We start from the raw sequence: 22,125 nt of genomic DNA on the forward strand, positions 1-22,125 counted from the left end.
GTTACTTCCCAACTCTTTCGTCAAGAATGTTGCGGATCAGATGGGCTACCTTCACATCACGCTCTTCCCGATCGCGTAGATGGGCACGCAGACAGTCGCAGACTCGGGGGTCATCAATCTTTGAAAGCTTCACGACGGCAGCCAAGCGAACCAGGCGACTCGGATTTGCCAGTTCTTCGTAGCATTGGCGAATCTGATCGCCGCGAACGTCTTGTTCTCTTTGACTTGATTGCGTGTCGTTCTCATTGTCGTTTGGCGATGTCGCAACGGTCGGTCGAACCAGTCGCGGTTGACTAGCGTGGTGTCGCGACGCAGCCACATCATTCCCAGACGCTTGTCGGAGTACAACGTCCGATGAAGCGGCATGGTCGAGTGACGCGACTTGCTTTCGATAAATCGTGGGTGTGGTCGACGAAGTCGGCGGCCAATCGGTCCAACTCGAATCGGTTTGACTGATCATCGATGATTGTGGATGCGATTCGCGGACCGTCCGCACCACTTCGGACGGACGCATGTCATGGTCAAGCACCATCGCGATCGCTTCGATCGCCGATTTCCGTGACTTCAGAAGTTCGTCGTTCAATCCCTCTGGTGACTCAATCAAGTCCTCAAAGACTGCCTGGGCAATCGTCCGAGCGTGTTTCTGAACGTGTACCGGCATGTTCTCGCGACTACTTAGCGCCTCGGTCAAGTGTCGCGCAAGTTCGCTTCTTTGCCGCACTTGTATGTCCGTCGGTACCGTCGTCCAGCCGACGTTCAATTCGAACAGCCGTTCGGATGCCAAGGTCGATAGTGCGGTGTCATCGCTACACATTGCCTTGACCAGCAATTCCGCTTTGTCAGAATCGCTTTCCAGCGTTTCGATTTTTTGTAATGGATCGGTCGATGCAGCTTGGCCGCCGTCATCGAGGAATTGTTTCAAGTCATCGAGCTGCAATTTTCGCAGCCGCCGCTGGCCGTAACTGACGACGCCAAACATCACGACCGCGATCACCAACCATTTTAAGGTCGAAACGAACGTCGCACGCGAACGCCGGCCTTCATCGGCAAACGGAGAAAATGGATTGGGCATCCGATCCAAGTCGCGATCATCCATGGTCAATCAGTGCTGTGGGTGAAGACAAATTGCAGATCGAGCATCTTCGCCAAGTCGACGATTTGACCGCAAGATCAGCTGATTTGCTGTCAAAACCGCTCGGGCTTCGTCGACATTCGAAATTAGGGGACGACACGCAACTCTTTCACCTTAGCTTCGTAGGCCTTGCGGTCTGTTTCCCACTGCCGTCGCATTTCCGCCGGTAGATCGCCCCCCGACAGTGCATCGGAAATCGCACCGGGAAGCGTCGTCAGCTGACCCGCCATCTGCTGTTCGGCGACGAACAACACTTCACCGCGAGCATTGACTAGCACCACCGCAGGATATTGCTGAAATTCACTTAGGACCGTCGGGGCCGAAACGATGAACCATTCTGATCGATCGATTCCAATTTGACGCAGTTGTCTCGCGCGTTCTTGTCCGGCGACAACTACCGGACGCACCTTCGCTCTTAAGGCATCGTTAAGATTCGCCAATTGTAACGAGGCGAAACTGATCAACTGCATGTCGTCGGTCACATCGCTAGCGGACGACGGGTCTGTCATCACGAACAGCGTGAACGATCGATCGACACCTCGCTGAGTCACGTCAACCTGATCAGAGATATCTCGAACTCGGAACGTAGCAAGCTTTGATCCCAACAACCGATGTGGTGGCCGAGGCGGTAGCGGCAACAAGGCTCGAAGGTATGTCGGTCGCTGGGGAAAGTCCTGCTTCGGCGAAGAGGGAAAACTTGCTGCGTCAGGTGCGAACGTAGCCCCTTCGAGTACCAGCTCTAACGATTCGAATTCATAGCCTCCGACGGTCACACTCGTTTCTGCCACCGAGGTCGGCAATTCAACTAACTTCATGATTGAACGTCTCCGATCGATCCAAAATCGATACTGCTCGCCGTCGACTTCCGCCAGAACGACGACACAGGGGACGTCTCGAAGCATACGAATGCCGACGTATTCGATCCGTTCGGCTTGCTTACCACGAAACAGATTTGCCATCGGGTCGGCTTCCAGCAACCACTCCAATTGGGGCGGAGGCCCACCCAACCCGGCTTTCATTTTCGCAGTTAAAATGGGGTCGCGAAGCAATCGATCCAGGCTTGGCCGCCGTACGTTCGACGTTGCGTCATGAAGCGATCCGCCGACGACAACCTGTTGATCGTGCAATGATGTGTTCGGGTCGGCAATCCAGCCGAATGTTTGGGAGCCGTCGGACCAGAGCCGCGCGTCGTAGGCTGCCAAATCCAGCTTCGCACCTTGAAGGTGAACGCTCATCGGCGCGGTTTCCTCGCTGCCTTTTCCGTCACGCGTGACCACCATCCGGACATAGCCGCGATCTTGATAGGCATTCTCGCTACGGTAGCGGCTGATCACCTGCTCCAAAAAATCGGCGGCCGGTATCGCCGGCAGGGTGACCTGAGGTCGATTTTTTGCCGCCAAAACGTCTTCATCAGCTCGGTCTTTCCCGCCACATCCGATCACGCCCAGCAGCAATGCCAGCACGACGAGTTCGCTTGCCGTTAGTCGCCTGGCAAACGATGCAGTGAGGCCTTTGGAAACCCCAGCCGAAGCAATCGCGCGAACCGCCGGAGCGGGAAATTCAGTCAGGCATCGATCGGATCCTTCGTCGCTGCGGGATCGCCAAAGGCTGCGTTGGAGCATTGGAGTTGTCTATCGGGATGCGGATGAACGGAAATAGTGATACCAAATGTTTGGGATTGGACGCGAGGCGGTTGCGTTTTGCGATCGGAGTCGACATAACCGCGCCCGTAGGATTTCCAATCGCCACGTCCGTCACGTTTCATCTCTCCTCGCTGACCGCCAAGGATTCAATGCTGCATTTTTCCGTCCAAGAAGCCCAACTTTCGTCGAGCGAGATTTGGGAATCCAAACGACCGCTCGGCGACGCTCCCGCGATCGCCACGGAATCAGAAATTGCCGGCCGAACGAAAGCCGCACTGGCATCTCCACTTGATTTTCCAGCGTTGTCGGATGCGGTGGTTCCTGGCGACCGAGTCGCCTTGGCGGTGGACCCCAATGTCCCTTCGATCGACAAGGTGGTCGCCGGCGTCCTTTCTGCAATCCGGAATACCGAAGCGGGCGAGATCGACGTTGTGCTGTGGGACGAAGCAAACTCGCAAACCATCGACTCGATCAAAGCCGCCGCGCCGGGTTGCCAAGTGGTAATTCATCAATGTGACTCACGTGCCGAGCTCAGTTACCTTGCGGCCGATGCGGCGGCCGACCCCATTTATTTGAACCGTCACCTTGTCGAAGCAGACTTGGTCCTGCCGATCATCGCCGTCCGCTCAGGCGACCAATCGGAATCGGATGTTACCGGCATCTTTCCTATGTTGACCGATTCGGCGACGCGGCATCGGGCGATCAAGCAGTGCATCGACGGTGAACCGGCGCGACAAATGCAAACCGGTAATCGCATCGACAAAGAAATTCCGTGGGTGTTGGGCGTCCAACTGGTTTGTGCCGTCCGAGTGAACGACGAAGGCCAATTTCACGACGTGATCGCTGGCACGATTGAATCGATCGAACGACAGGTCGCACAAGTCGCCCCCCCGACACAAGCAGACTTGGTCATCGCTTCGCTTGACGGCAATCCTCAACAACAAACATGGGACAACGTCCTGCGTGCGTTACGGACCGCCACTCGGATCGCCGACTCGGACGCAACGATCGTTTTATGGACCGAACTGTCTACCGCGCCCGACGGCTTGCTGTTGGCGATTGATCAAGATTCGTTTGATGAAGAATCGGCACAAGCTGAATCGGACGAAGCCGCGGGACTTGACCAAGACGGGCTACCGACCTGGAACCGTTTCGGAGCCTACGCAAGATTGATCCGCCCGTTGCTCCAAAATCATCGCGTGCTCCTTTACAGTCGACTTGATTCCGAAGATGTCGAGCGAATGGGCCTTGGAGTCATCGATTCGGTCTCGCAACTCGCAACCCTTTCGCGCGGTTTCTCCAGTTGTGGAATCGTCCGATCGGCCGGTTACACGGTCTAGGACGATGGCTCGCTACCCACTATCTTTGGTGGCGACATTCCACTGAACTTCGCGACTTGAACGTCTCGCCGGCTTCGTTCCATCACGAACGGATCAATCCCCGTCGGCTGCAATGGCCAGGGTCTGAGATCGCACTCGACCTTGGACGAAGCATTCGGCGCGGCCATGACGGGCGACATCACCATCGATGAACGTTCCCCTATTACTTGCGGCCTTGTTGTGACCCGCGTCACAAACCATCTCGCCGTGTGTTCCGCCCCGCCACACCCGATCGTCATGACGACCGCAATCGAAAACACGTTTCTGTTTTGCCCGCGCTGTGGGGCCTCTCATCCCCACCCCGGAAAGATCCCGTTTCGCTGCCCCAAATGCGAATTTACACTGTTCTTTGGCCCCGTCGCTGCCGTCGGAGGATTGGTAGTGGATGATCACGAGCGACTACTGCTCGTTCGCCGAGCTCGCGACCCCGGAAAAGGACTATGGGGATTACCGGGCGGGTTTGTCGACGCGGGGGAAACAATCGAAGAAGCGTTGTCGCGTGAAATCGACGAGGAAACCGAACTACAAATCACGGCGACGGAACTGCTGATGACGTTCCCGAACCAATACAACTACAAAGGCGTCGTCTCGCAGGTGATTGACCTGTTCTACATTTGTCGCGTTGCCGATTCGTCCAAAGTGACACTGGAGCCGAGCGAATTGGATGATTTCGTTTGGACGGTCCCAGGAGCAGATTACCTTGACGAGATGGCATTCGATTCCAATCGACGAGCCGTCCAACGCTGGCTTGAGCAACGGGGTACGGCGTGAAAACGCTTTTGCTGATCCCGACTAAGCCGGAACGAGACGCCATAACCGCGACGTTCAAGCCACGACGAAGTGACTGGATCATCGAAACACTGGGTTTCGGTGTCATTGCCGCTTCGGTTTGCGCCACCGAATTGCTGGACCTGCACCAGCCCGATCGCGTCATTGTCGCCGGAATCGCAGGGCTCTATCGGTCCGATACGGATCACAAAATTGGCGATGCAGCCTGGTTTGACTCGGTTGCCATTGATGGGATAGGCGTCGGTGAAGCGGCGACCTATCAGGCCGCCGAAGAACTTGGCTGGGCTTGGTTCCAACCGGACGCACCGGCGTCATCGTCACTCACGATACCCCGTCCTGACTTCAACCATGACCATCAAGGCACCACTCAATTAGTGACCGTTTGCTCGGCGTCGGCGACGCTGCATGAAGCCGCCGCTCGCCGGTTGCGTTTTCCAAACGCCGTCGGTGAAGACATGGAATCCTTTGCGGTCGCCTTTGCCTGCCAGCGCAGAGAAATTGCGGTTCACGTGATTCGTGGGTTCTCCAACCTGACCGGTGATCGCGATAAGTCCCACTGGCGAATCGGTCCGGCGCTTCATTCAGTCGCCGATCGACTCAGTCGCCTTTCCAACCTTTGATCCACCGTCTCATGAACACACCGATTCGACTTGGAATTTCAACTTGCCCCAACGATACGTTTGCCTTTCATGCCATCTTGGAGCAAAAGGTGGATCACAGGGGACTCGAATTCGAAATCGAATTGCTCGACATTCAACAACTCAACGATCGCTTGTTTGCTGGGGATTTCGACGTTGCCAAGTGCAGCTTCCACGCGGCGTTACTGCTCGCCGAACAAATGACGGTGCTGCCGAGCGGATCGGCACTCGGGTTCGGTGTTGGCCCTTTACTTTTATCAGCTCATACGGGCAAGCACGGCCCGACGACATCGCCCGATGCGGCTCCTACACCGGAAACGCCCGGGATGCTAACGCTTTGCCCCGGACAACAGACAACGGCGACGATGCTTCTGAAGCTGTTCTACCCGGCGGCATCAAAGCTCGAGCAGGTTGTTTTTTCCGACATCATGCCGAAACTACAAAACGCGACGGCCGACTTCGGAGTCTGCATTCACGAGGGCAGATTCACCTGGCAGGAACAGGGCCTCGCGCTCGTCGAAGATCTAGGCGCCCGCTGGGAGTCTGAAACCAAGGCCCCCTTGCCGCTCGGCGGATTGGTCGCGAACAAGACGCTTCCATCGGACGTTTTACGAAACGTTCAAGCAACGGTTCGAGATTCGTTGCTGTACGCCCGCACAAATCCGGATCGTGCCATTCCGACGATGCGAAAGTACGCCCAGGAATTCGATGATGACGTACTGATGAAACACGTGGATCTGTACGTCAACGACTGGACGGTCGACCTGGGAGAAGTTGGCCGCAATGCCCTGGATGAATTGAATCGACGTGCCGTCACCGCCGGCCTGATCGCCTCATCGGCACCACGTTTGGACATCCTGCCCGGTTGAGTTCGACGCGTCTGGCTGGCACTCCGCTGGCGTTCACCGCTCTAAGCATGCAGATCGTGGGAGCGGATGCCCCCAAAAGGGATCGACGTTCCTGCGAACGGAAATTCCTCTTCGCGGCTCTACACACTCCTTGACCGGATCCACCGCAAAGGGGAGGACCATTGATCGAACATCGATCAATCGAATAGGCTATTGTGATCGAACGTTCCTCTGGCCGAAAAAGATCAATGTCCAAAAGCGTGCTATTTGTCTGCATGGGAAATATTTGCCGTTCCCCTGCAGCAGAAGCGGTGATGAAACGGTTTGCCGAGGAATTCGGCGCCGACGTGTCCGTCGATTCCGCCGGCACCCATGGATACCACGTTGGGGAACGGGCGGACGCGCGAATGCGTGCTGCCGCCGAAACACGCGGCTATGAATTGACCAGCATTGCCCGCAAAGTCGACAAGGCCGATCTCAAACCCGGCAAGTTCGACCTCGTGTTGGCGATGGACAATGAGAATTATCACGAACTAGTCAATCTGGCCGGTCAACCGAGTGACCACATTCGCGTGTTCAGCGATTACCTAGACGACACGTGGCCCAACGACGTTCCCGATCCATACTACGGCGAGGACGAAGGATTCACCGAAGTTCTCGATATGCTCGAAGAAGGCTGCCCCGCGATTTTGCAAACGCTAACGGGAGAAGAACTGTTTGACGACGGCTTTTAGTCACGCACTCGGATGCTGCACCTGGTCATCATCAGGCTCTCTGACGGAACCGAGGACTCCCGATAAAAGAGCACGGACGAAAGAAAAGCACTGCATCAAGAATTAAGTCAGCTCTGACTATTGGACAGCCCAACGTTTCCCGCTGTGATTCTGGCTTTTTCGTTCAACCTTCGGCAAGTTCCCGCTACTGGCGTCCCTCACTACGCGTAGCGCTTGATGCGGATCGCGCTCGCTTGGCCCTGTGGCGTGACGTTGACGTTGATGAATTGGTCACCCGCGGGTGTTGAGTCATTCAGACAAGCATTAATCGGGCAATCGCTGGCCAAAGGATCGGCGTTGCGAATCGGAAACAATTCCCCGCCAAGGCTGATCAAGCTGGCGATCGTTTCCACCATCCCACCGCCGGCACCTAGGTTTCCGAAGTGCCCCTTGGCGGTTGTCACTGGGGGCTGCTTTGCCGCATCGCCGAAGACATCGGCGATTGCAGCGGCTTCTTGTGCGTCGCACTCGACGGTGCCAAGACCATGCGCATGAATGTGCCCGATCGCCTTGGGATCTTCTTCACCAAGTGCGGCGCGCAGGACATTGGCGATTGCCGTGCGAAGAAACGCTTTGCCACCCAGCGGACCAACGGCACTACTGCCATAGCCGACGACTTCGCCGAGGATGGTTGCCCCGCGGCCTTGAGCGTGTTCGAGAGACTCGCAAACCATCGCCCCGGCGCCTTCGCCCAAGACACTGCCGTCACGACCTTCGGCAAACGGGCGACTCATCATCGTTGGATCGTCTTGTTCGCCGGCTAATGTTTCCTGCATCGCGGCGTGTAGCGAACGCAATGGGTGGATCCGTGATCCCGTTGCTCCGACGGTTAACACATCAGCATGACCACGCGAAATTGTCGAATATGCTTCGGCGATCGCCGCCCCGGCAGACGCTTCGCGAACGGTGATCGAGTTATTCGGCCCACGTAAATCGTTGTAAATTGCAATGTGGCTTGCCGGCATGTTTGGCAGGTACTTTAGCAACCACAGTGGATTGACTTCCGGCTTGCCGAGTTCGCCCCATTTTTCGAACTCAAAATTGCCGTCTTGATCGAGGCACTTGGCGATGCCCGCTGCAAACTCTTGGGGCAGCGACATGATGTAATCCGAGCCATAGACGACTCCGAACCGAGCCCGATCGACTTCGCCATCGTTGATCGCCGAATCATGCATCGCGAGCTGAGCCGCCGCGACGCCCATTTCGATCTCGCGGCACATCACTTTGCTGCCCTTGCGGATCGTCCGCTGCAGCTTCTTATCCATCGGTCCGTATTCGCTGATATCACCGGTGAATTCCGATGCTTCGGCGGCACTGTCAAACGGCAATACGCCATGCGGGACCTGGGTTAGCGGAGCGATTCCGCTTTCCAAACTCCGCAACCGGGTCACCAGACCTTGTGGATCGTTTCCGAGGGGCGAGATAACACCGGTACCGGTAATCACAACCCGGCGATAAGCGACGCTGTCCATAAATCAATTGCAACGACAGGGGGAACGTAGAATCAGCACGGTCATTCTACGCTTTAGGGGAATTAGCAAAGAGGGGGCATGCTGGCCGAACCGACCAAGCTGATCATTGAATCTTCATCTTGCTCGGCAGCGTCGCTCGCGATCAATAGCGACCTCGGTTGGGGGCAACCACACCCTGCGAAATCTGTGGTACCAATGGCGTCGTCGTCAAGTTGTCCGATGCTCGGCCGCGGTATTCGATAAACATCAACGCATCGGCCCGGCCGGCGGTTGTCCCGGTGATCATCTCAAGATTAAGCAGCGGCACCGCAGCCTGCGGGCGTTCGGGGCTGGCGATCACGCCGCACGAGAGCAGTAGCACCATGTCTGACGGCCAGCGGAACCGCTCGTGCAGACGCCAACTAACCACTTGCGGAACATCGATCTTCGTTCGGTAAGCGGTACCATCGGGAAGTGGTAAGTCCAACTCGACGGGTTTGAGTTTATCGACTTGGTCAATCTCCGCCTTGATCACGCAATCAAGTGCGGTGCGATCGACCGTCAGCAGCGGACTGATTTCCAAGCGATAGCCTTCTTGGATCTCGCCGGTTTCGGGTTCATACGGTGGCCATCCGGTCGATGCGGGCTTCACATTGCGAACATAATTTCGCCCACGCGTACTGGCCAGCTTTTGGGTTTGTCCGTTATAGGTGACCAAGTCGAGCGACTGGACCAAGCGGGTATCCGTTCGTTGCCGCAGAATGTTCATCACCAACGCGGCATTTTCTTTGCTTAAAAGCCAAGCTTGAACGCCGGGGGAATCGACCGCCACGTGCTGCATCAACAGGTGCGCCCGGCTTCGCCAATTTGGATTGCCAACGGTCATTACCTTTAGCGACAGCAGCTGTGGGTCTTTCTCGCCGGCGACGAATCGGTCCACAATGCCGGCAACCACTTCGTGCATTTCATCGGTATGGTAAACGGACAGCTTGTCACGACTGGCGTTCAAGAAACCCAACGGGGAAGTGAACCACGCGTCGGTGCCTGTTTCTCGCAAAATCCAATCAATCACCGCTTGTTCGGGGCGATCGTGGTTTCGCAAGTACCCGGTGTAAGGTCGCAGATCCCAGTCACGCTTCCTTTGCCCGGCGTCGTTTGGCAACGACGAGCCTTGTGAACCGCTTTGCATCGCGGCCCGCTGCATACTCGGCGGGGTCTCCGGTGCTTGGACATTACGTGCTGCCGGGGGCGACGGATTCGCAGGGAGGGCGTTGTTTGCCGGAAGTGAATTCGGAGCCGCCGCCACGGCAGGCGGGGCAGCCATATTTCCTGGCAAACCCAAGGCCTGTGCAGAGACCGGTGAGGCGTCGATTGCCGACATCCCAGCACACGCGACCGCCATCGCGACGATGCCGCGGCGAATTGCTCTTGGAGTCATTAAATTCGAAAGAGAAGTACGCATGTCCCAACCGGTTTAGCGGAAATCGAAGGCGATTTGGAAAAAATTTTCAATCGCTCTAAAGACGCTATAGCGGGATCGCGGCACCTGCGGCAAGGCGTTTTCGAAAACTGTCGCGAAGTCCTGGCCTTCTGTTTAGCAGCAGGCCAAACGATTTGCTCCGTGCGAATGGTTAGTTTCCGGATGCTTCGTCGAAATCCAGAAACGAGGACTTGGGTTGTCGCAGAAACTGCCAAGGCAATTGGCGCGTCGCTTCGATAGAGAACCTAGCTGTTTCCCATCACCCGACGGGTGCTCGCGTCCGTGATTGCGGCACAACCGTGGCTAACGCCATTCGGTTTGTTTCCATAACCGTGGCTAACGCCATTCGGCTTATTCAGAACTTAAAAGAAGCCTACGTGAACGCCGGCTCAATGATGCGGCGGCGGCAGGATCACGCGTCGGCGGCGTGCTCTTGAAGCTCTTCGAGCGACGCGAATTCAAGCGTCGAAATGTGCGTCGCGTCCAGCACGACCCGGGGAGCCATCCCGGCGTCATATGCTTCTTTCCAACGTGCCGCACACAAGCACCAACGATCGCCGGGCTTGAGCCCCGGAAAACGGTAGGTGGGGTTGGGGGTCGAGAGGTCATTCCCGCGCGACTTGCTGAATTCCAAAAAGTCTGCCGTCATCACCGCACAAACGGTGTGCAATCCAGAATCGGAGGCTCCAGTATTACAGCACCCATCCCGGTAGAAACCGGTCATCGGATCGGTCCCACACTCGCCTAAATCTGTCCCCAATACATTCTTCGCCATCAATTCCCGCCCGTCGCTACCGTGTGTCACCCCAACGATCAACTCAACGCTGTCAAGTGTAACCGGTTGGCACAGGGTGTGTCATCGGTCGACCACCCACCAGCAGCAAACGTAGCCAACGGGGAGCAGATTGTTATGATGTTGGGTGCCACCGGTCGGCGCCTGGTACTGCTGCGCTCGCCCGACCCGCAACTACGCCCCTCTCTTGTTTAGTTTTTCAAGCCCATGGATGAGCCCAGCACATCGAATTCGACGCTTTTACGGCACTTGACGCCCGAGCAGCAAAGTGCGGTCGTACATATCGATGGACCGATGCTAACGCTGGCCGGACCTGGAAGTGGCAAGACGCGCGTCGTCACACACCGGATCGCCCACCTGCTCGAACACGGCATCCCCGAATGGCAAATTGCGGCGTTGACGTTCACCAACAAGGCCGCCGACGAGATGCGTGCCCGAGTCGACGCGCTGGTTCCCGGCAAACAAGTCTGGATGGGTACGTTTCACCGTTTTTGCGCGCAGCTACTGCGTCGCTACGCGTCGATGGTCGGGCTTCAAGAAAACTACTCGATCTACGACACCAGCGATTCCAAGCAAGCAATGAAACGTGCGATTGCTGCGGCTGGCGTGTCGACCTCGCATGCCTCACCAGACATGATCGCCAATCTGATCAGTAAGGCGAAGAACAAGCTGATCACACCGGACGTCTGGCAAGCTCAGATGCTCAGCCCTCAGGAAAAGGTCGCATCGCAGGTTTATCCGATCTACCAACAACAGCTGTTGACCGCCAACGCCGTCGACTTTGATGACTTGCTGCTACATGTCGCGAACCTGTTGCGACAAAATCCCGAGTTGCGATCCGACTTGGACGCGCACTTTCGATACATCATGGTCGATGAGTACCAGGACACGAACCTTGCGCAATACGCCATCGTGCGCGGCTTGTCGGTCGATTACCCGAACTTAGCGGTCACCGGAGACCCCGATCAATCGATCTATGGATGGCGAGGCGCGGACCTGAATAACATCCTGGATTTCGAAAAGGATTACCCGGATGTTAAAACAGTACGTCTGGAACAAAACTATCGTAGCACGCCAAATATCCTTCGCGCCGCCGATCAATTGATCCGGCACAATCGCCGCCGAAAACAAAAAGACCTCTTTACCGACAACGACGAGGGCGCACCGGTCACCCTTCGGATCTGTTCGGATGGTTTTGACGAAGCCGACTCGATTGCCGACGAAATTGTCAACCTGATCGCGTGCGAAACGGCTCGCCCGAGCGACTTCGCGATCTTCTGCCGCATGAACTCGCTAACGCGATCGGTCGAGCATGCGCTGCGTGGCCGTGGAGTCCCCTACCAAATCGTCAACGGCGTTGAGTTCTATCAACGCAAAGAAGTCAAAGACGTCTTATCGTACCTCCACTTGGTAAACAATCCCGGTCATGATGTAGCACTGACCCGCGTGATCAACACGCCCACACGCGGTATCGGCGCGAAAACAATTGAACGACTTCAGGGATTCGCAGACCGCAACGCGATCCCGATGCTCGAAGCGGCACGCCGAGTCGACGAGATCGACGCGCTTGCCAAACGTAGCCGCACCATGGTCAGCAAATTCGTCGATCTGTACGACAAAATCGCAACCAAAGCGACCGCGTCTTTAGAGGACTTGATGCGGTACCTGGTCCAAGAAACCAAGTACGATCAGTACCTCGAAAAAACGGCCAGTGACAGCGATGACTCCAGTCCCACGGCCAACATCGACGAGCTGATTACTGCGGGTGCCGACTTCGATCGTCGGCACCCCGAGGACGGATCGCTTGACACGTTCCTCGAACAAGTTGCCTTGGTGAGCGACACGGATGCATTCGACGATAGCGACGAACGCGTCACGCTGATGACACTGCATGCATCGAAAGGCTTGGAATTCCCTCGCGTCTACATCATCGGTGTCGAAGACGACCTGTTGCCTCACAAGCGTTCCAAAGACGACGATTCACAATTCGAAGAAGAGCGACGACTGTTTTTCGTTGGCATTACCCGTGCCGAACAAACGCTGCAAATCAGTTGCTGCAAACGGCGGATGATTCGTGGCGAACGACGTCCGGTGATCCCCAGTCCATTCCTCAATGAACTTCCGCTCGATGAAATTAAGCGCGTCGACACGTCGGTCAATCGAGGCCCCTGGTTCGACAGCGTTGACCAGAGCACGCCGTCGGACTGGGACATGCCCGAGATCCAAGTCAACGCGAACGAGGACACTTCGTTCGACTTTGGTGCGAACACCAACCAAACCAATGAAGCCGTCGCGGCGTTCGATGGTCCGGACGATTCAGACATTACGATGACGCCGGACGAGCCCCCGACCGAGCCTTCAAGTACTGCAGCCGTCCCAGAGATCGGTGCGTTGAAAACGGCAGCAGATTTGATGACCGTCAACCGACCGCCGATCACTGCGTTTCAAGAAGGAACCCAAGTACGACACATGGACTACGGAGTCGGTACGATCATCGCTGTCAGCGGACGGGGCCCCAAACGGATGGCACGCGTTCGCTTTGGCGAAGAAGAGCACAGCTTTCGCTTGGCCTTCGCTCCGCTACAGATTGAAGATTAGTTTTTTGTTCCCCTCCAATCGATCGACCGATTTGCTCGGTCGATTCGAGCAACCAATGACCGACGCAAGGCTCAGAAACACTTGTGATTCGAAACACTTGTGATTCGACGCCCACTACCCGATCGGCGAGATGTAGTAGCGTCCGGACACTCCTTCGATGTCATGGTAGTAGTGAAAACAATCGGGGTCGGCGGACTCGACAGCCGCCATCACTTGCGGCAATTCTTCATGGGTGATGATCGTACGCACGATGACAAACGAATCACCACTGCGTCCACCGGTCCCTTGATGTGTCGTGTAAGTTCGGTGCTCGGATGCTTGGGTAATCGCGTTCCCAACTTCTTTCTCACACCGAGTAACGATCGCAAACATCGTGATTTTGAACTTCCGATATAAGTTATTCAGGGTTTCCGCAGACGCGAAGATATAAATGCACGTGTACATCAACGTGTTGACAACCGACTCGAATTGTCCGTTTTTCAGATAGTCCATCAGCAACCCAAAACCGGTTGAACCGATTGCCGCCACGATCGCAATTGAGCCGACCGGTTTGAGATACTTCGCGGCGAAGTAGGCTCCCAAAATGTCCTCGTCCCCGGTGGATCCACGATGGGTGAACGCGAGTGCTTTCGCGACGCCCGCGAGCAGACCACCGAAAAGTACCAAAATGATCCGCTCGTTTTGTGGTTCTGGCTGGGCAAATTGCAGTTCAGGCAAAAATGCAAGTCCGGCGACCACCGTCGCGACGACGATGAATGACCGCCACGCAAACACCCGGCTGACGCGAAAGAACGCAAACGTCAACAGCACCAATTGAAACAACAGGTATAGCCCGATAAATAGCCAGTAGCTGTCATAGTAGTAGGACAGGGCCGTTGCGATCCCCTCGGTCCCCGTCAGCACCACCTTGGATGGCAAAACAAAGTATTTCAGGGCGAGTGCATACAAGAAACCAGCCAAGAGAATCGCGGTATAGTCGATCAAGTATCGACGCATAGGGGGTCGTCCGTGCAAGGAAGGCGAAAGTGTGAGAATACAAATACGAATACATCGCTCGATAACAAAGCCTGTACATCGCTCGATAACAAAGCCTGGCGACATTTAAAGAAAGATAACGGCTGTTGGGCAAGTTCACCCACCGGTCGTTGGTAGCAGAATCTTCACCGTGGTCCCCTTTCCGACCTGACTGTCGATCTCGATCTCACCACCATTCTTTTCCAGGATCAATCGGCACAGGGGAAGCCCCAGCCCCATGCCACGCGATTTGGTCGAATAAAACGGCTCCATAATCCTGCCGAGCAACTCGTTCTCGATCCCCATTCCTTCGTCCTCGATAACTAACGTCAAACCATGGTCCTCTGCCGCGATACGAACTGTGATGGTGCCTTCGTGCGACATCGCTTCGATGGCGTTGCGGAATAGATTCCGAAAAACGATCTGCATCTGTGCTGAATCGACCATCACGGGGGGCAGATCCGAAGCATGATCGAACTGAAAACGAATCGTCGCGGGGAACGCTTCCTTAGTAATCAGAGTCTTGATCAACCAGATCAAGTCGGTCTCTTGTCGTTCGGCATCGCGCATTCGTGACGTCGCGGACAAGGCCGACACGATAGTATCGATCACCGCGACCTGCCTCTCGATTCGGCGAAGGTGCTCCTGTCGCTTAGCCTCACTAACCTCAGTCGCATTAAGCAGAAAGTACGCCGAACTTTTGAGTACGTTCAAAGGATTGCGAATCTCATGGGCGATCCCACCGGAGACCCGTCCCATTGCCGCAAACTTTTCTTCGTGGCTAAGTTCGACCTGTGTTTGCCGCAACTCTTCCGATCGAGATTGAACCTGTCGTTCCAAATCGTGACTGAGTTCTTCGAGTCGGCTTTCGGTCGCTTTGACGTCACTGATGTCGCGAAGGATCCCCGTAAAGAATCGATCGCCATCGACGACGGACTCGCTCACGGCGAGATGGACAGGAAAGATGGTGCCATCTTTTCTGCGGCCCTGGACTTCTCGGCTGAGCCCCAAAATGTGAGCTTCACCGGTTCGCAAAAATCGATCGAGAAACCAATCGTGTTCCCGCTGCTCAGACTCAGGAAGAAGCACACCGACGTTGAAACCGATGACTTCGTCAGGTCGGTACCCAAACAATCGCTCGGTCGCCGGATTAGCGGATAAGATGATCCCCGCGGTGTCGATGGTCACGATTGCGTCGACCGCATTTCGCAATAGCGATTCCAGTAATGCGAGGCGGCGTTCGGAGGAATCGGAAAAAGCGGAGCCCATGAAAATCAGTCCGGTCCGTGCGGCGAGAATGAGTGACACAGCAGACGAAGGCACCCCACCATTCCACCAGGGTGATCCGTATCGTCACACAGCTGCGGATTGTTGTCTCGCGCACCCTAACTTCGCCAGCCCACGACTGAAAGTCGCAATCCGATTTGGTAGATTAGCGCCCGCGATTGTTCACTTCCCGAACGCACGTGACCACGCGACACGGTGGAGCCAATACGCACACTTTTGATGAGATTTTCCGGCGAAAACACGGGTAAAAACACCAGAATCACCTTCGGCATTCGTCTTGCATACGACGATCAATGTACACATCAAGTTCCTCCGACTGTAGTTTCAAAGATGACCGACACGCCCATCAAACTGTTGCTTGTCGAAGACGAAGACGACATCCGTGAATCCTGTGTTCGCTGGATGGAACGCAAAGGTCACAAGGTTGATGCGGCGGCAAGCGGAGCCGACGCACTCAGTCTCTGCGAACAGAAAAATTTCGACGTTGCCGTTTTTGATATGAACATGCCGGGGATGAGCGGCATCGAATTATTACAACGAGTGGTGCAAAAAAAGATCGAGATGGAGGTCATTATATTGACCGGCCAAGGCACCATCGAAGCGGCCGTCGCTGCGATGAAAATGGGTGCCTGCGATTTCTTGACCAAACCATGTTCATTGGGAGACTTGGAGCATCATTGCGTTTTGGCGCGTGATCGTGGAAGGCTGCGGAGAGAAAATCAACAGCTGAAAGCGATTATCTCGCGAAGTAAGCCATCGGTTGACTTGATCGGCGACTCGCCGTCGATGTTGCAAGTTCGCAAAATGATCACGAAGGTAGCGCCCACCGATAAACCCGTCCTGATTTTGGGCGAAAGCGGCACCGGGAAAGAAGTGGTCGCCCGTGCGATCCAACAGAATAGCCCATTGGCAGACAAGCCGTTTGTCACGATCAATTGCGCGGCCCTACCGGAGCAGTTGGTCGAAAGCGAATTGTTCGGCCACCAAAAAGGATCTTTCACGGGCGCGACAGCAGACAAGCCGGGACTGTTTGAAATCGCCGATGGCGGAACCTTGTTCATCGACGAACTGGGAGAATTGCCGCTCGCGCTACAACCGAAGTTGCTTCGAGTGCTTGAAGACGGTTCGATGCGTCGAATCGGTTCACATCGCGAGCGGATCGTGAATGTACGCATCATCGCGGCAACGAACCGCAGCTTGGCCGACGAAGTGTCTCAGGGACGTTTCCGCGAAGACCTGTACTATCGAATCAACGTCCTTTCACTGGAATTGCCGCCACTGCGTGATCGTCCCGGCGACATCGATCGACTGATCGACTATCACTTGCCGGTCCCCTGGCACATCGACGACGCCGCACGCGAAGCCTTGAACCGCTATTACTGGCCGGGAAACATTCGTCAGTTGATCAATGTGATTCAACGGGCGACGATCCTTGCCGACGGAAACGATATCACTCCAGACGACTTACCATCGGAAGTCGTCCGCGTACTCGACGGCGCCGATCATTCTTCGCCTCCAACGAGTCCGAACGCTACGGCGCCGATCGAATTACCCAGTTCTCTAAAACTTGACGATGTCGCCAAGCACCATGTGCTTCGTGTGCTGGAACTCGAAAACGGTAACAAAGCCAAAACGGCTCGCGTACTGGGAATTCACCGTCGAAAGCTGTACCGATTGCTCGAACGCTTTGCTAACCTCGAAGCGGAACGGGCCACGCCAGCGATCGAGTCTTAGAAAGCAGCATTTGGGATCGGCTGTGGTTCATCAGCCGATAGGCGTCCGTCGCGATGGTTGCGACACAATTACGGCAAGAGCCATGCCGTGGCAATCAATCGGAAGCGTCGACGCGGACGATCGGTTCCGTTCGAGGTGGCAATGTTTCTCTAATCGCGTTGAGGATCTTCTGCTCGGCATTAGACGTCTTTCCGATGCCAAGCACACCTCCGGAAGCTTCCGCAACGACACGTGCGTTGTTCTCTAGTTTGGATGCCAACGTGTCAGCGGTTTCCGCGGGCAGCGTTTGATGTAGTCGGCTCGCGTATTCCTTCCATGTCTCCCAGAGTTCACGCGGGGGTCGCGTCCCGAGCCACTGCTTCAGCAGCATAAAAGCGAGCGGATTGTCGGAAACGCCACGAGTGAGCGCGGCGCTCATCACCGTCTGCCGTTCGCCGCTGGTGACGCTGCCGTCGGCCCATGCGACAAATACCAGCGGTGTCAGCGTAAACGCAGCGATGGTGCTGGCATTGATATCAAGATCCAACATGTGGTCAAGCAACTCGGTATCGTCGATCGCGGCGACATCGGACAATTCCTTTGTCATCTGCTCACGCTGTGATTTTTCACGCATCTTTTGCAATAAGGTTTCGTCGATGTGACGAAAATAAAGATCCTCCAATGCGTGACCTCGCTGATGGATAGCATCGGTCGTGTTCATCGTTGGCCTATCGTTGGGAAGGAAGGTGAAGTGCGGTATCAAATTACGTCGGTGATGTTTGGTCCGTCCCGGAGCCCAGATGGTTTTAGCCTTCGCCACGGCTCTCCCTTGACGTCTGAGCGGAACGCCCAGAGATTGACCAAGCCCCCAGCTAGAGCAGCAAGTGAAATGCCGATTGCTAGCCGATCATGTGATGCGTCGTCGGCTGCCATGCCGAGATCAGTTGCCTGTTTGCAAGAATCGACGACGGAAAGCCTTACGGGCTTCGTGATTAAGCGACACGACGATCGAAGGCATCGCGCGAAGCACGCCTCGCCGGGGCAGAAAAAGAAAAATTTTGCGTGACGACCGCCCCATGTCTCACCACCGTTTCCCGAGACAATTCGCACAAACTGCCGTGACGCTGCGTCACCAAGTGGGCGATGGGGCACGGCAACGAATACAAGCGAACTCAGACGCGACCGGAGTGTTTGGAGGATTTCAGCTACACTAGCGGGCTGCCTGCACTGTTTTTTCTAGATGCGATTGTTGAAATGAAACGCCCATCAAATTGGCTCTTTCCGCTGACCGTCCTCCTAGGTATTTCCACCGCGCTGAATGGTACGTCACAAGCGACCGCTGCCGAAAAAGCGGAGCGGTTGGCATTCTTCGAAAACCACGTCCGTCCTCTGCTGGCAAAGCATTGCTTTGATTGTCACAACGCCGAAAAACAAGAAGGCGGGTTGCGACTGGACGTGCGTGAGAATCTGTTGCGTGGCGGTGATAGTGGTCCCAGCCTGGTCATCGGAAAACCGGAGCAGAGTTTGCTGATCGAAGCGGTTCGGCACGAAGGATTGGAGATGCCTCCGGAAAAGCCGTTGGCCGACGAGGACATTGCCAAACTGGTCCGCTGGATCCGTGACGGAGCCAATTGGCCCGACGATCAAGTCGCATCGAAGCCATCTTTAGGCGACCAGGAAGCAATTCGCTCGGCCGCGGACCAGCACTGGGCATTTCGCCCGATCGAGAAGCCACCGATGCCGATGGTGAGCGATCCGGATTGGGGTTCGCAGCCGATTGATCGATTGATACTCGCCAAACTCGACGAAAATCAACTCCGCCCCTCGGCACAAACCAATCGGCCAACGCTGATTCGTCGAGCCTTCCACGACTTGATCGGCCTTCCTCCGACGCCGGCTGTCATCGACGCGGTGTTCGGGCAGTCGAATCTTCGAGGTATGAACTATCGTCAGATCATCGACGGACTGCTCGCCAGTCAACATTATGGCGAGCGGATGGCAAGGCACTGGATGGATGTCGCACGTTATGCCGACACTCGCGACTTTCTCGCCGCCGCCGATCTGCGTTATCCATTTGCGTTCACTTACCGGGACTGGTTGATCCATGCATTCAACGAAGACGTGCGGTTTGACGATTTCGTCAGGTTGCAACTCGCGGCAGATCATTTGACCGATCAACCCGACGATCCCAATCTGGCCGCGTTAGGATTCTTGTCTGTCGGCCCCCTGTTTCGCAACAACGTCCCCGAACGGGTTGCCGATCGAATCGATGTGGTGACCCGAGGATTGATGGGGATGACCGGGTCTTGTGCTCGTTGTCATGACCACAAGTACGATCCGATTTCGATTGAAGATTACTATTCGCTTTACGGAATCTTCCGTGACAGCCAGCGTCCGGACACGCTGCCTACCATCGAAAGCCCGCTGGGTAACGAAGTGCCTGAAGCGTTGGCGAACGACTTTTCGATCAAATTGCAAACCGAAAAGGACAAGCTTGCCGCTTACGAGGCGGAATTGGCCAATACGGCAATGAAAGCGTTCGCCGAAAACGCTTCGGACTATCTGATCGGCTATGTCGAACTGAACATCGACAAGACGGAGACCACGCGAGGACTGAAGACGAAGCGAAAATTGGAAGAGACGGCGCTCACACCGATTGCTCGAAATCTGGATGCCTTTCGGCGTGAAGCGGCCAATCGTGACCACCCCATCCTCGGGCCGATCGCGGATTTGATTGCCGTACCGGACCAGTCCTTTCAGGGACGACGAACCAAGTACATCCGAACCCACCCAAACTTGTACCCGACCATTCGCGAAGCGGTTGAACAATCATCAACGCGGATGGAACTGGCCGAACGAATCGGTGCCGTTTTGGAGGCTGCCGCGACAGAGCCCGACGGTAGTCCCGTCGGTGATTTCGTCGTCGCGCAGACGAGCGGACCATTTTTCATCACCCCACAGGCCGCGTCGCAAGCCTCGCGTTTGCTGGGCAAAGGCCGACAAGCCTTACTTAAATTTCAGCGTGCCATCGCCGATGTCGAAGCGACTCACCCAGGCGCACCCGACAAGGCAATGGTGGTTCGCGACGCGGAAAAGCTCGCTCCGACGTTTGTCATGTTTCGAGGCGAACCGTCGCGACGCGGCCCCAAAGTCGAACGGCGTTTCCTGTCCTACTTCGCCGGTGACAATGCCCCCTTTGAAAACGGCAGCGGCCGTCTGGAGTTGGCCGAACACATCGTGTCGCCGGACAATCCACTGACCGCACGTGTGATCGTTAATCGCGTTTGGCGGATGCATTTTGGACAGGGCTTGGTCGACGATGCCGGTGACTTTGGATTGCGTAGCGACGCTCCAGTGCAAGGTCCACTGCTCGATTTCCTTGCCGCTTCGTTAATGGAGCATGACTGGTCAATTAAGTGGTTGCATCGGACAATCATGATGTCCAAAACGTATCGACAATCCTCATCGGCGATGAACCCGCCAGTACGTGATGACGGAATCGGGGCGGACGAAATCGATTCGACAAACAGATTGCTCTGGCGACAAAACCGTCGTCGCCTAGATTTTGAATCGATGAGAGATTCGATGCTAGCCGTTGCCGGAACGGTGGATTTAAAGATCGGCGGCCGATCGGTGGAACTTTCCCAAACACCTCATCCGGTCCGGCGAACGTTGTATGCCTACGTCGACCGCGTCGACCCAAATCCCCTGTTCGCGACCTTTGACGTCCCGTCTCCCGACGTGTCTTCGGCGCAGCGAACCGAGACTCTAGTGCCCCAACAAGCGCTTTTTGCGATGAATAACCCCTTCGTTACCGAACAGGCACGGGCGATGACTGGGTCGAGCGAGTTTCTGGCGGCGGTTGACGATGAATCGAGAATCCAAGCCTTGTTTCAAATGTCGCATCAACGTGCCCCTCGCCCCAATGAAATGGCAATGCTGAAACGGTTCGTTAACGAAGCGGAAACGCTCACGCCACAAACGGGACCGATTTGGAGCTATGGATACGGACCCGTAAAAACCGAATCGGACGAAGATGATGGTTTCATTTCGCTGTCTCACTTTGACGGTAAACGCTACACCTACGAACCCAAGTTCCCTTCACCAGACAAAGGGTTTGTGATGCTGTCCAAGACCGGCGGTCATCCCGGAAAATCCTCGAAGACATGTAGCATTTTGAGGTTCACGGCCCCCGAGGCAATGACGGTACGAATAGCTGGCACACTGCAACGAAGTAGCGACCGTGGTGATGGCATTGCCGCCCAAGTGCGTCTCGGCAATGCCGTGGTGTTCGCAACAACCACCCAGGACGACGAACCAATAAAAACGGTTGCCGGCTATCACCAAGTCGACGCGGGTGAGCACGTCGACTTTGTTGTCGATCCGATCAAGACCTCCACATCGGACGGTTATCGGTGGACGGTGCTCGTAGAAAAACGCAGTGACGATCGGAAAGACATCCTGCACTCGTGGCATTCGGCTCGCGACTTCGGCGGCCCCCCACCTCCGGCGATGACACCGTGGGAACAAACCGCGCAAGCCTTATTGATGACCAATGAATTTTTGTTCGTCGATTAGTGCTTCGTT

The 22,125-nt window shown here is 55.7% G+C and carries 16 protein-coding genes; 8 read left to right on the top strand and 8 right to left on the bottom strand.

The window, feature by feature from the left end; genetic code table 11:
• Position 1: 1 nt before the first annotated feature.
• Together FYC48_RS13005 and FYC48_RS13010 are read right to left on the bottom strand one after the other, a co-directional pair.
• Entirely contained in the window at positions 2-1,096 is a 1,095-nt protein-coding gene (locus FYC48_RS13005; protein ID WP_149497152.1) for a HEAT repeat domain-containing protein, read from the bottom strand.
• A 122-nt stretch (positions 1,097-1,218) separates the two neighbouring features.
• A complete protein-coding gene (locus FYC48_RS13010) occupies positions 1,219-2,754 on the bottom strand; it encodes a hypothetical protein (protein ID WP_149497153.1) in 1,536 nt (511 codons plus the stop codon).
• Between the two features lie 23 nt (positions 2,755-2,777).
• Between FYC48_RS13010 and FYC48_RS13015 the strand changes: the two genes are divergently transcribed.
• The 5 genes from FYC48_RS13015 (at position 2,778) to FYC48_RS13035 (ending at position 7,163) form a co-directional block, all read left to right on the top strand.
• Positions 2,778-4,115, top strand: coding sequence for a nickel-dependent lactate racemase family protein (locus FYC48_RS13015; protein WP_149497154.1), 1,338 nt, complete (start codon positions 2,778-2,780; stop codon positions 4,113-4,115).
• A 276-nt stretch (positions 4,116-4,391) separates the two neighbouring features.
• The gene (locus tag FYC48_RS13020) at positions 4,392-4,925 is read left to right on the top strand and encodes an NUDIX hydrolase (protein ID WP_230774758.1); all 534 of its coding nucleotides are present in this window, start codon (positions 4,392-4,394) and stop codon (positions 4,923-4,925) included.
• Complete coding sequence (gene mqnB / locus FYC48_RS13025) at positions 4,922-5,563, top strand: futalosine hydrolase (protein WP_149497155.1); 642 nt, start codon at positions 4,922-4,924, stop codon at positions 5,561-5,563. Before FYC48_RS13020 ends, mqnB begins: the two co-directional genes overlap by 4 nt.
• 11 nt (positions 5,564-5,574) lie before the next feature.
• Positions 5,575-6,450 (top strand): 1,4-dihydroxy-6-naphthoate synthase, encoded by an 876-nt coding sequence (locus FYC48_RS13030; RefSeq protein WP_149497156.1) that lies wholly within the window; start codon positions 5,575-5,577, stop codon positions 6,448-6,450.
• Positions 6,451-6,677: 227 nt separating this feature from the next.
• Positions 6,678-7,163 (top strand): low molecular weight protein-tyrosine-phosphatase, encoded by a 486-nt coding sequence (locus FYC48_RS13035; protein WP_149497157.1) that lies wholly within the window; start codon positions 6,678-6,680, stop codon positions 7,161-7,163.
• Between the two features lie 200 nt (positions 7,164-7,363).
• Here FYC48_RS13035 and FYC48_RS13040 read toward each other — a convergent pair whose 3' ends face one another.
• The 3 genes from FYC48_RS13040 to FYC48_RS13050 form a co-directional block, all read right to left on the bottom strand.
• A complete protein-coding gene (locus FYC48_RS13040; RefSeq protein ID WP_149497158.1) occupies positions 7,364-8,674 on the bottom strand; it encodes a beta-ketoacyl-[acyl-carrier-protein] synthase family protein in 1,311 nt (436 codons plus the stop codon).
• Positions 8,675-8,816: 142 nt separating this feature from the next.
• Positions 8,817-10,091, bottom strand: a complete 1,275-nt coding sequence (locus FYC48_RS13045; protein ID WP_235034234.1) for a hypothetical protein — start codon at positions 10,089-10,091, stop codon at positions 8,817-8,819.
• A 454-nt stretch (positions 10,092-10,545) separates the two neighbouring features.
• Positions 10,546-10,908, bottom strand: coding sequence for a DUF2237 family protein (locus FYC48_RS13050; protein WP_149497359.1), 363 nt, complete (start codon positions 10,906-10,908; stop codon positions 10,546-10,548).
• A 225-nt stretch (positions 10,909-11,133) separates the two neighbouring features.
• Here FYC48_RS13050 and FYC48_RS13055 point away from each other — a divergent pair, with 225 nt between their 5' ends.
• Complete coding sequence (locus tag FYC48_RS13055; RefSeq protein WP_149497159.1) at positions 11,134-13,524, top strand: ATP-dependent helicase; 2,391 nt, start codon at positions 11,134-11,136, stop codon at positions 13,522-13,524.
• A 114-nt stretch (positions 13,525-13,638) separates the two neighbouring features.
• On the opposite strand, the gene FYC48_RS13060 is transcribed toward FYC48_RS13055, so the two are convergent.
• Complete coding sequence (locus FYC48_RS13060; RefSeq protein ID WP_149497160.1) at positions 13,639-14,520, bottom strand: YitT family protein; 882 nt, start codon at positions 14,518-14,520, stop codon at positions 13,639-13,641.
• A 135-nt stretch (positions 14,521-14,655) separates the two neighbouring features.
• Complete coding sequence (locus tag FYC48_RS13065; protein ID WP_160149498.1) at positions 14,656-15,807, bottom strand: two-component system sensor histidine kinase NtrB; 1,152 nt, start codon at positions 15,805-15,807, stop codon at positions 14,656-14,658.
• A gap of 348 nt (positions 15,808-16,155) precedes the next feature.
• On the opposite strand from FYC48_RS13065, the gene FYC48_RS13070 reads away from it, so the two are divergent.
• Positions 16,156-17,559 carry a sigma-54-dependent transcriptional regulator gene (locus FYC48_RS13070; RefSeq protein ID WP_149497162.1) on the top strand — a complete coding sequence of 468 codons (1,404 nt, stop codon included), beginning with the start codon at positions 16,156-16,158 and terminating at the stop codon, positions 17,557-17,559.
• A 94-nt stretch (positions 17,560-17,653) separates the two neighbouring features.
• Here the strand turns inward: FYC48_RS13070 and FYC48_RS13075 are convergent, their stop codons facing one another.
• Positions 17,654-18,259, bottom strand: coding sequence for a hypothetical protein (locus FYC48_RS13075; RefSeq protein WP_149497163.1), 606 nt, complete (start codon positions 18,257-18,259; stop codon positions 17,654-17,656).
• 533 nt (positions 18,260-18,792) lie between these two features.
• On the opposite strand from FYC48_RS13075, the gene FYC48_RS13080 reads away from it, so the two are divergent.
• On the top strand, positions 18,793-22,116 hold the full coding sequence (locus tag FYC48_RS13080; protein ID WP_160149499.1) for a PSD1 and planctomycete cytochrome C domain-containing protein: 3,324 nt from the start codon (positions 18,793-18,795) through the stop codon (positions 22,114-22,116).
• Positions 22,117-22,125: the final 9 nt, after the last annotated feature.

Origin of the sequence: Roseiconus lacunae (genome assembly GCF_008312935.1) — a bacterium.
Taxonomy (GTDB): domain Bacteria; phylum Planctomycetota; class Planctomycetia; order Pirellulales; family Pirellulaceae; genus Stieleria; species Stieleria lacunae.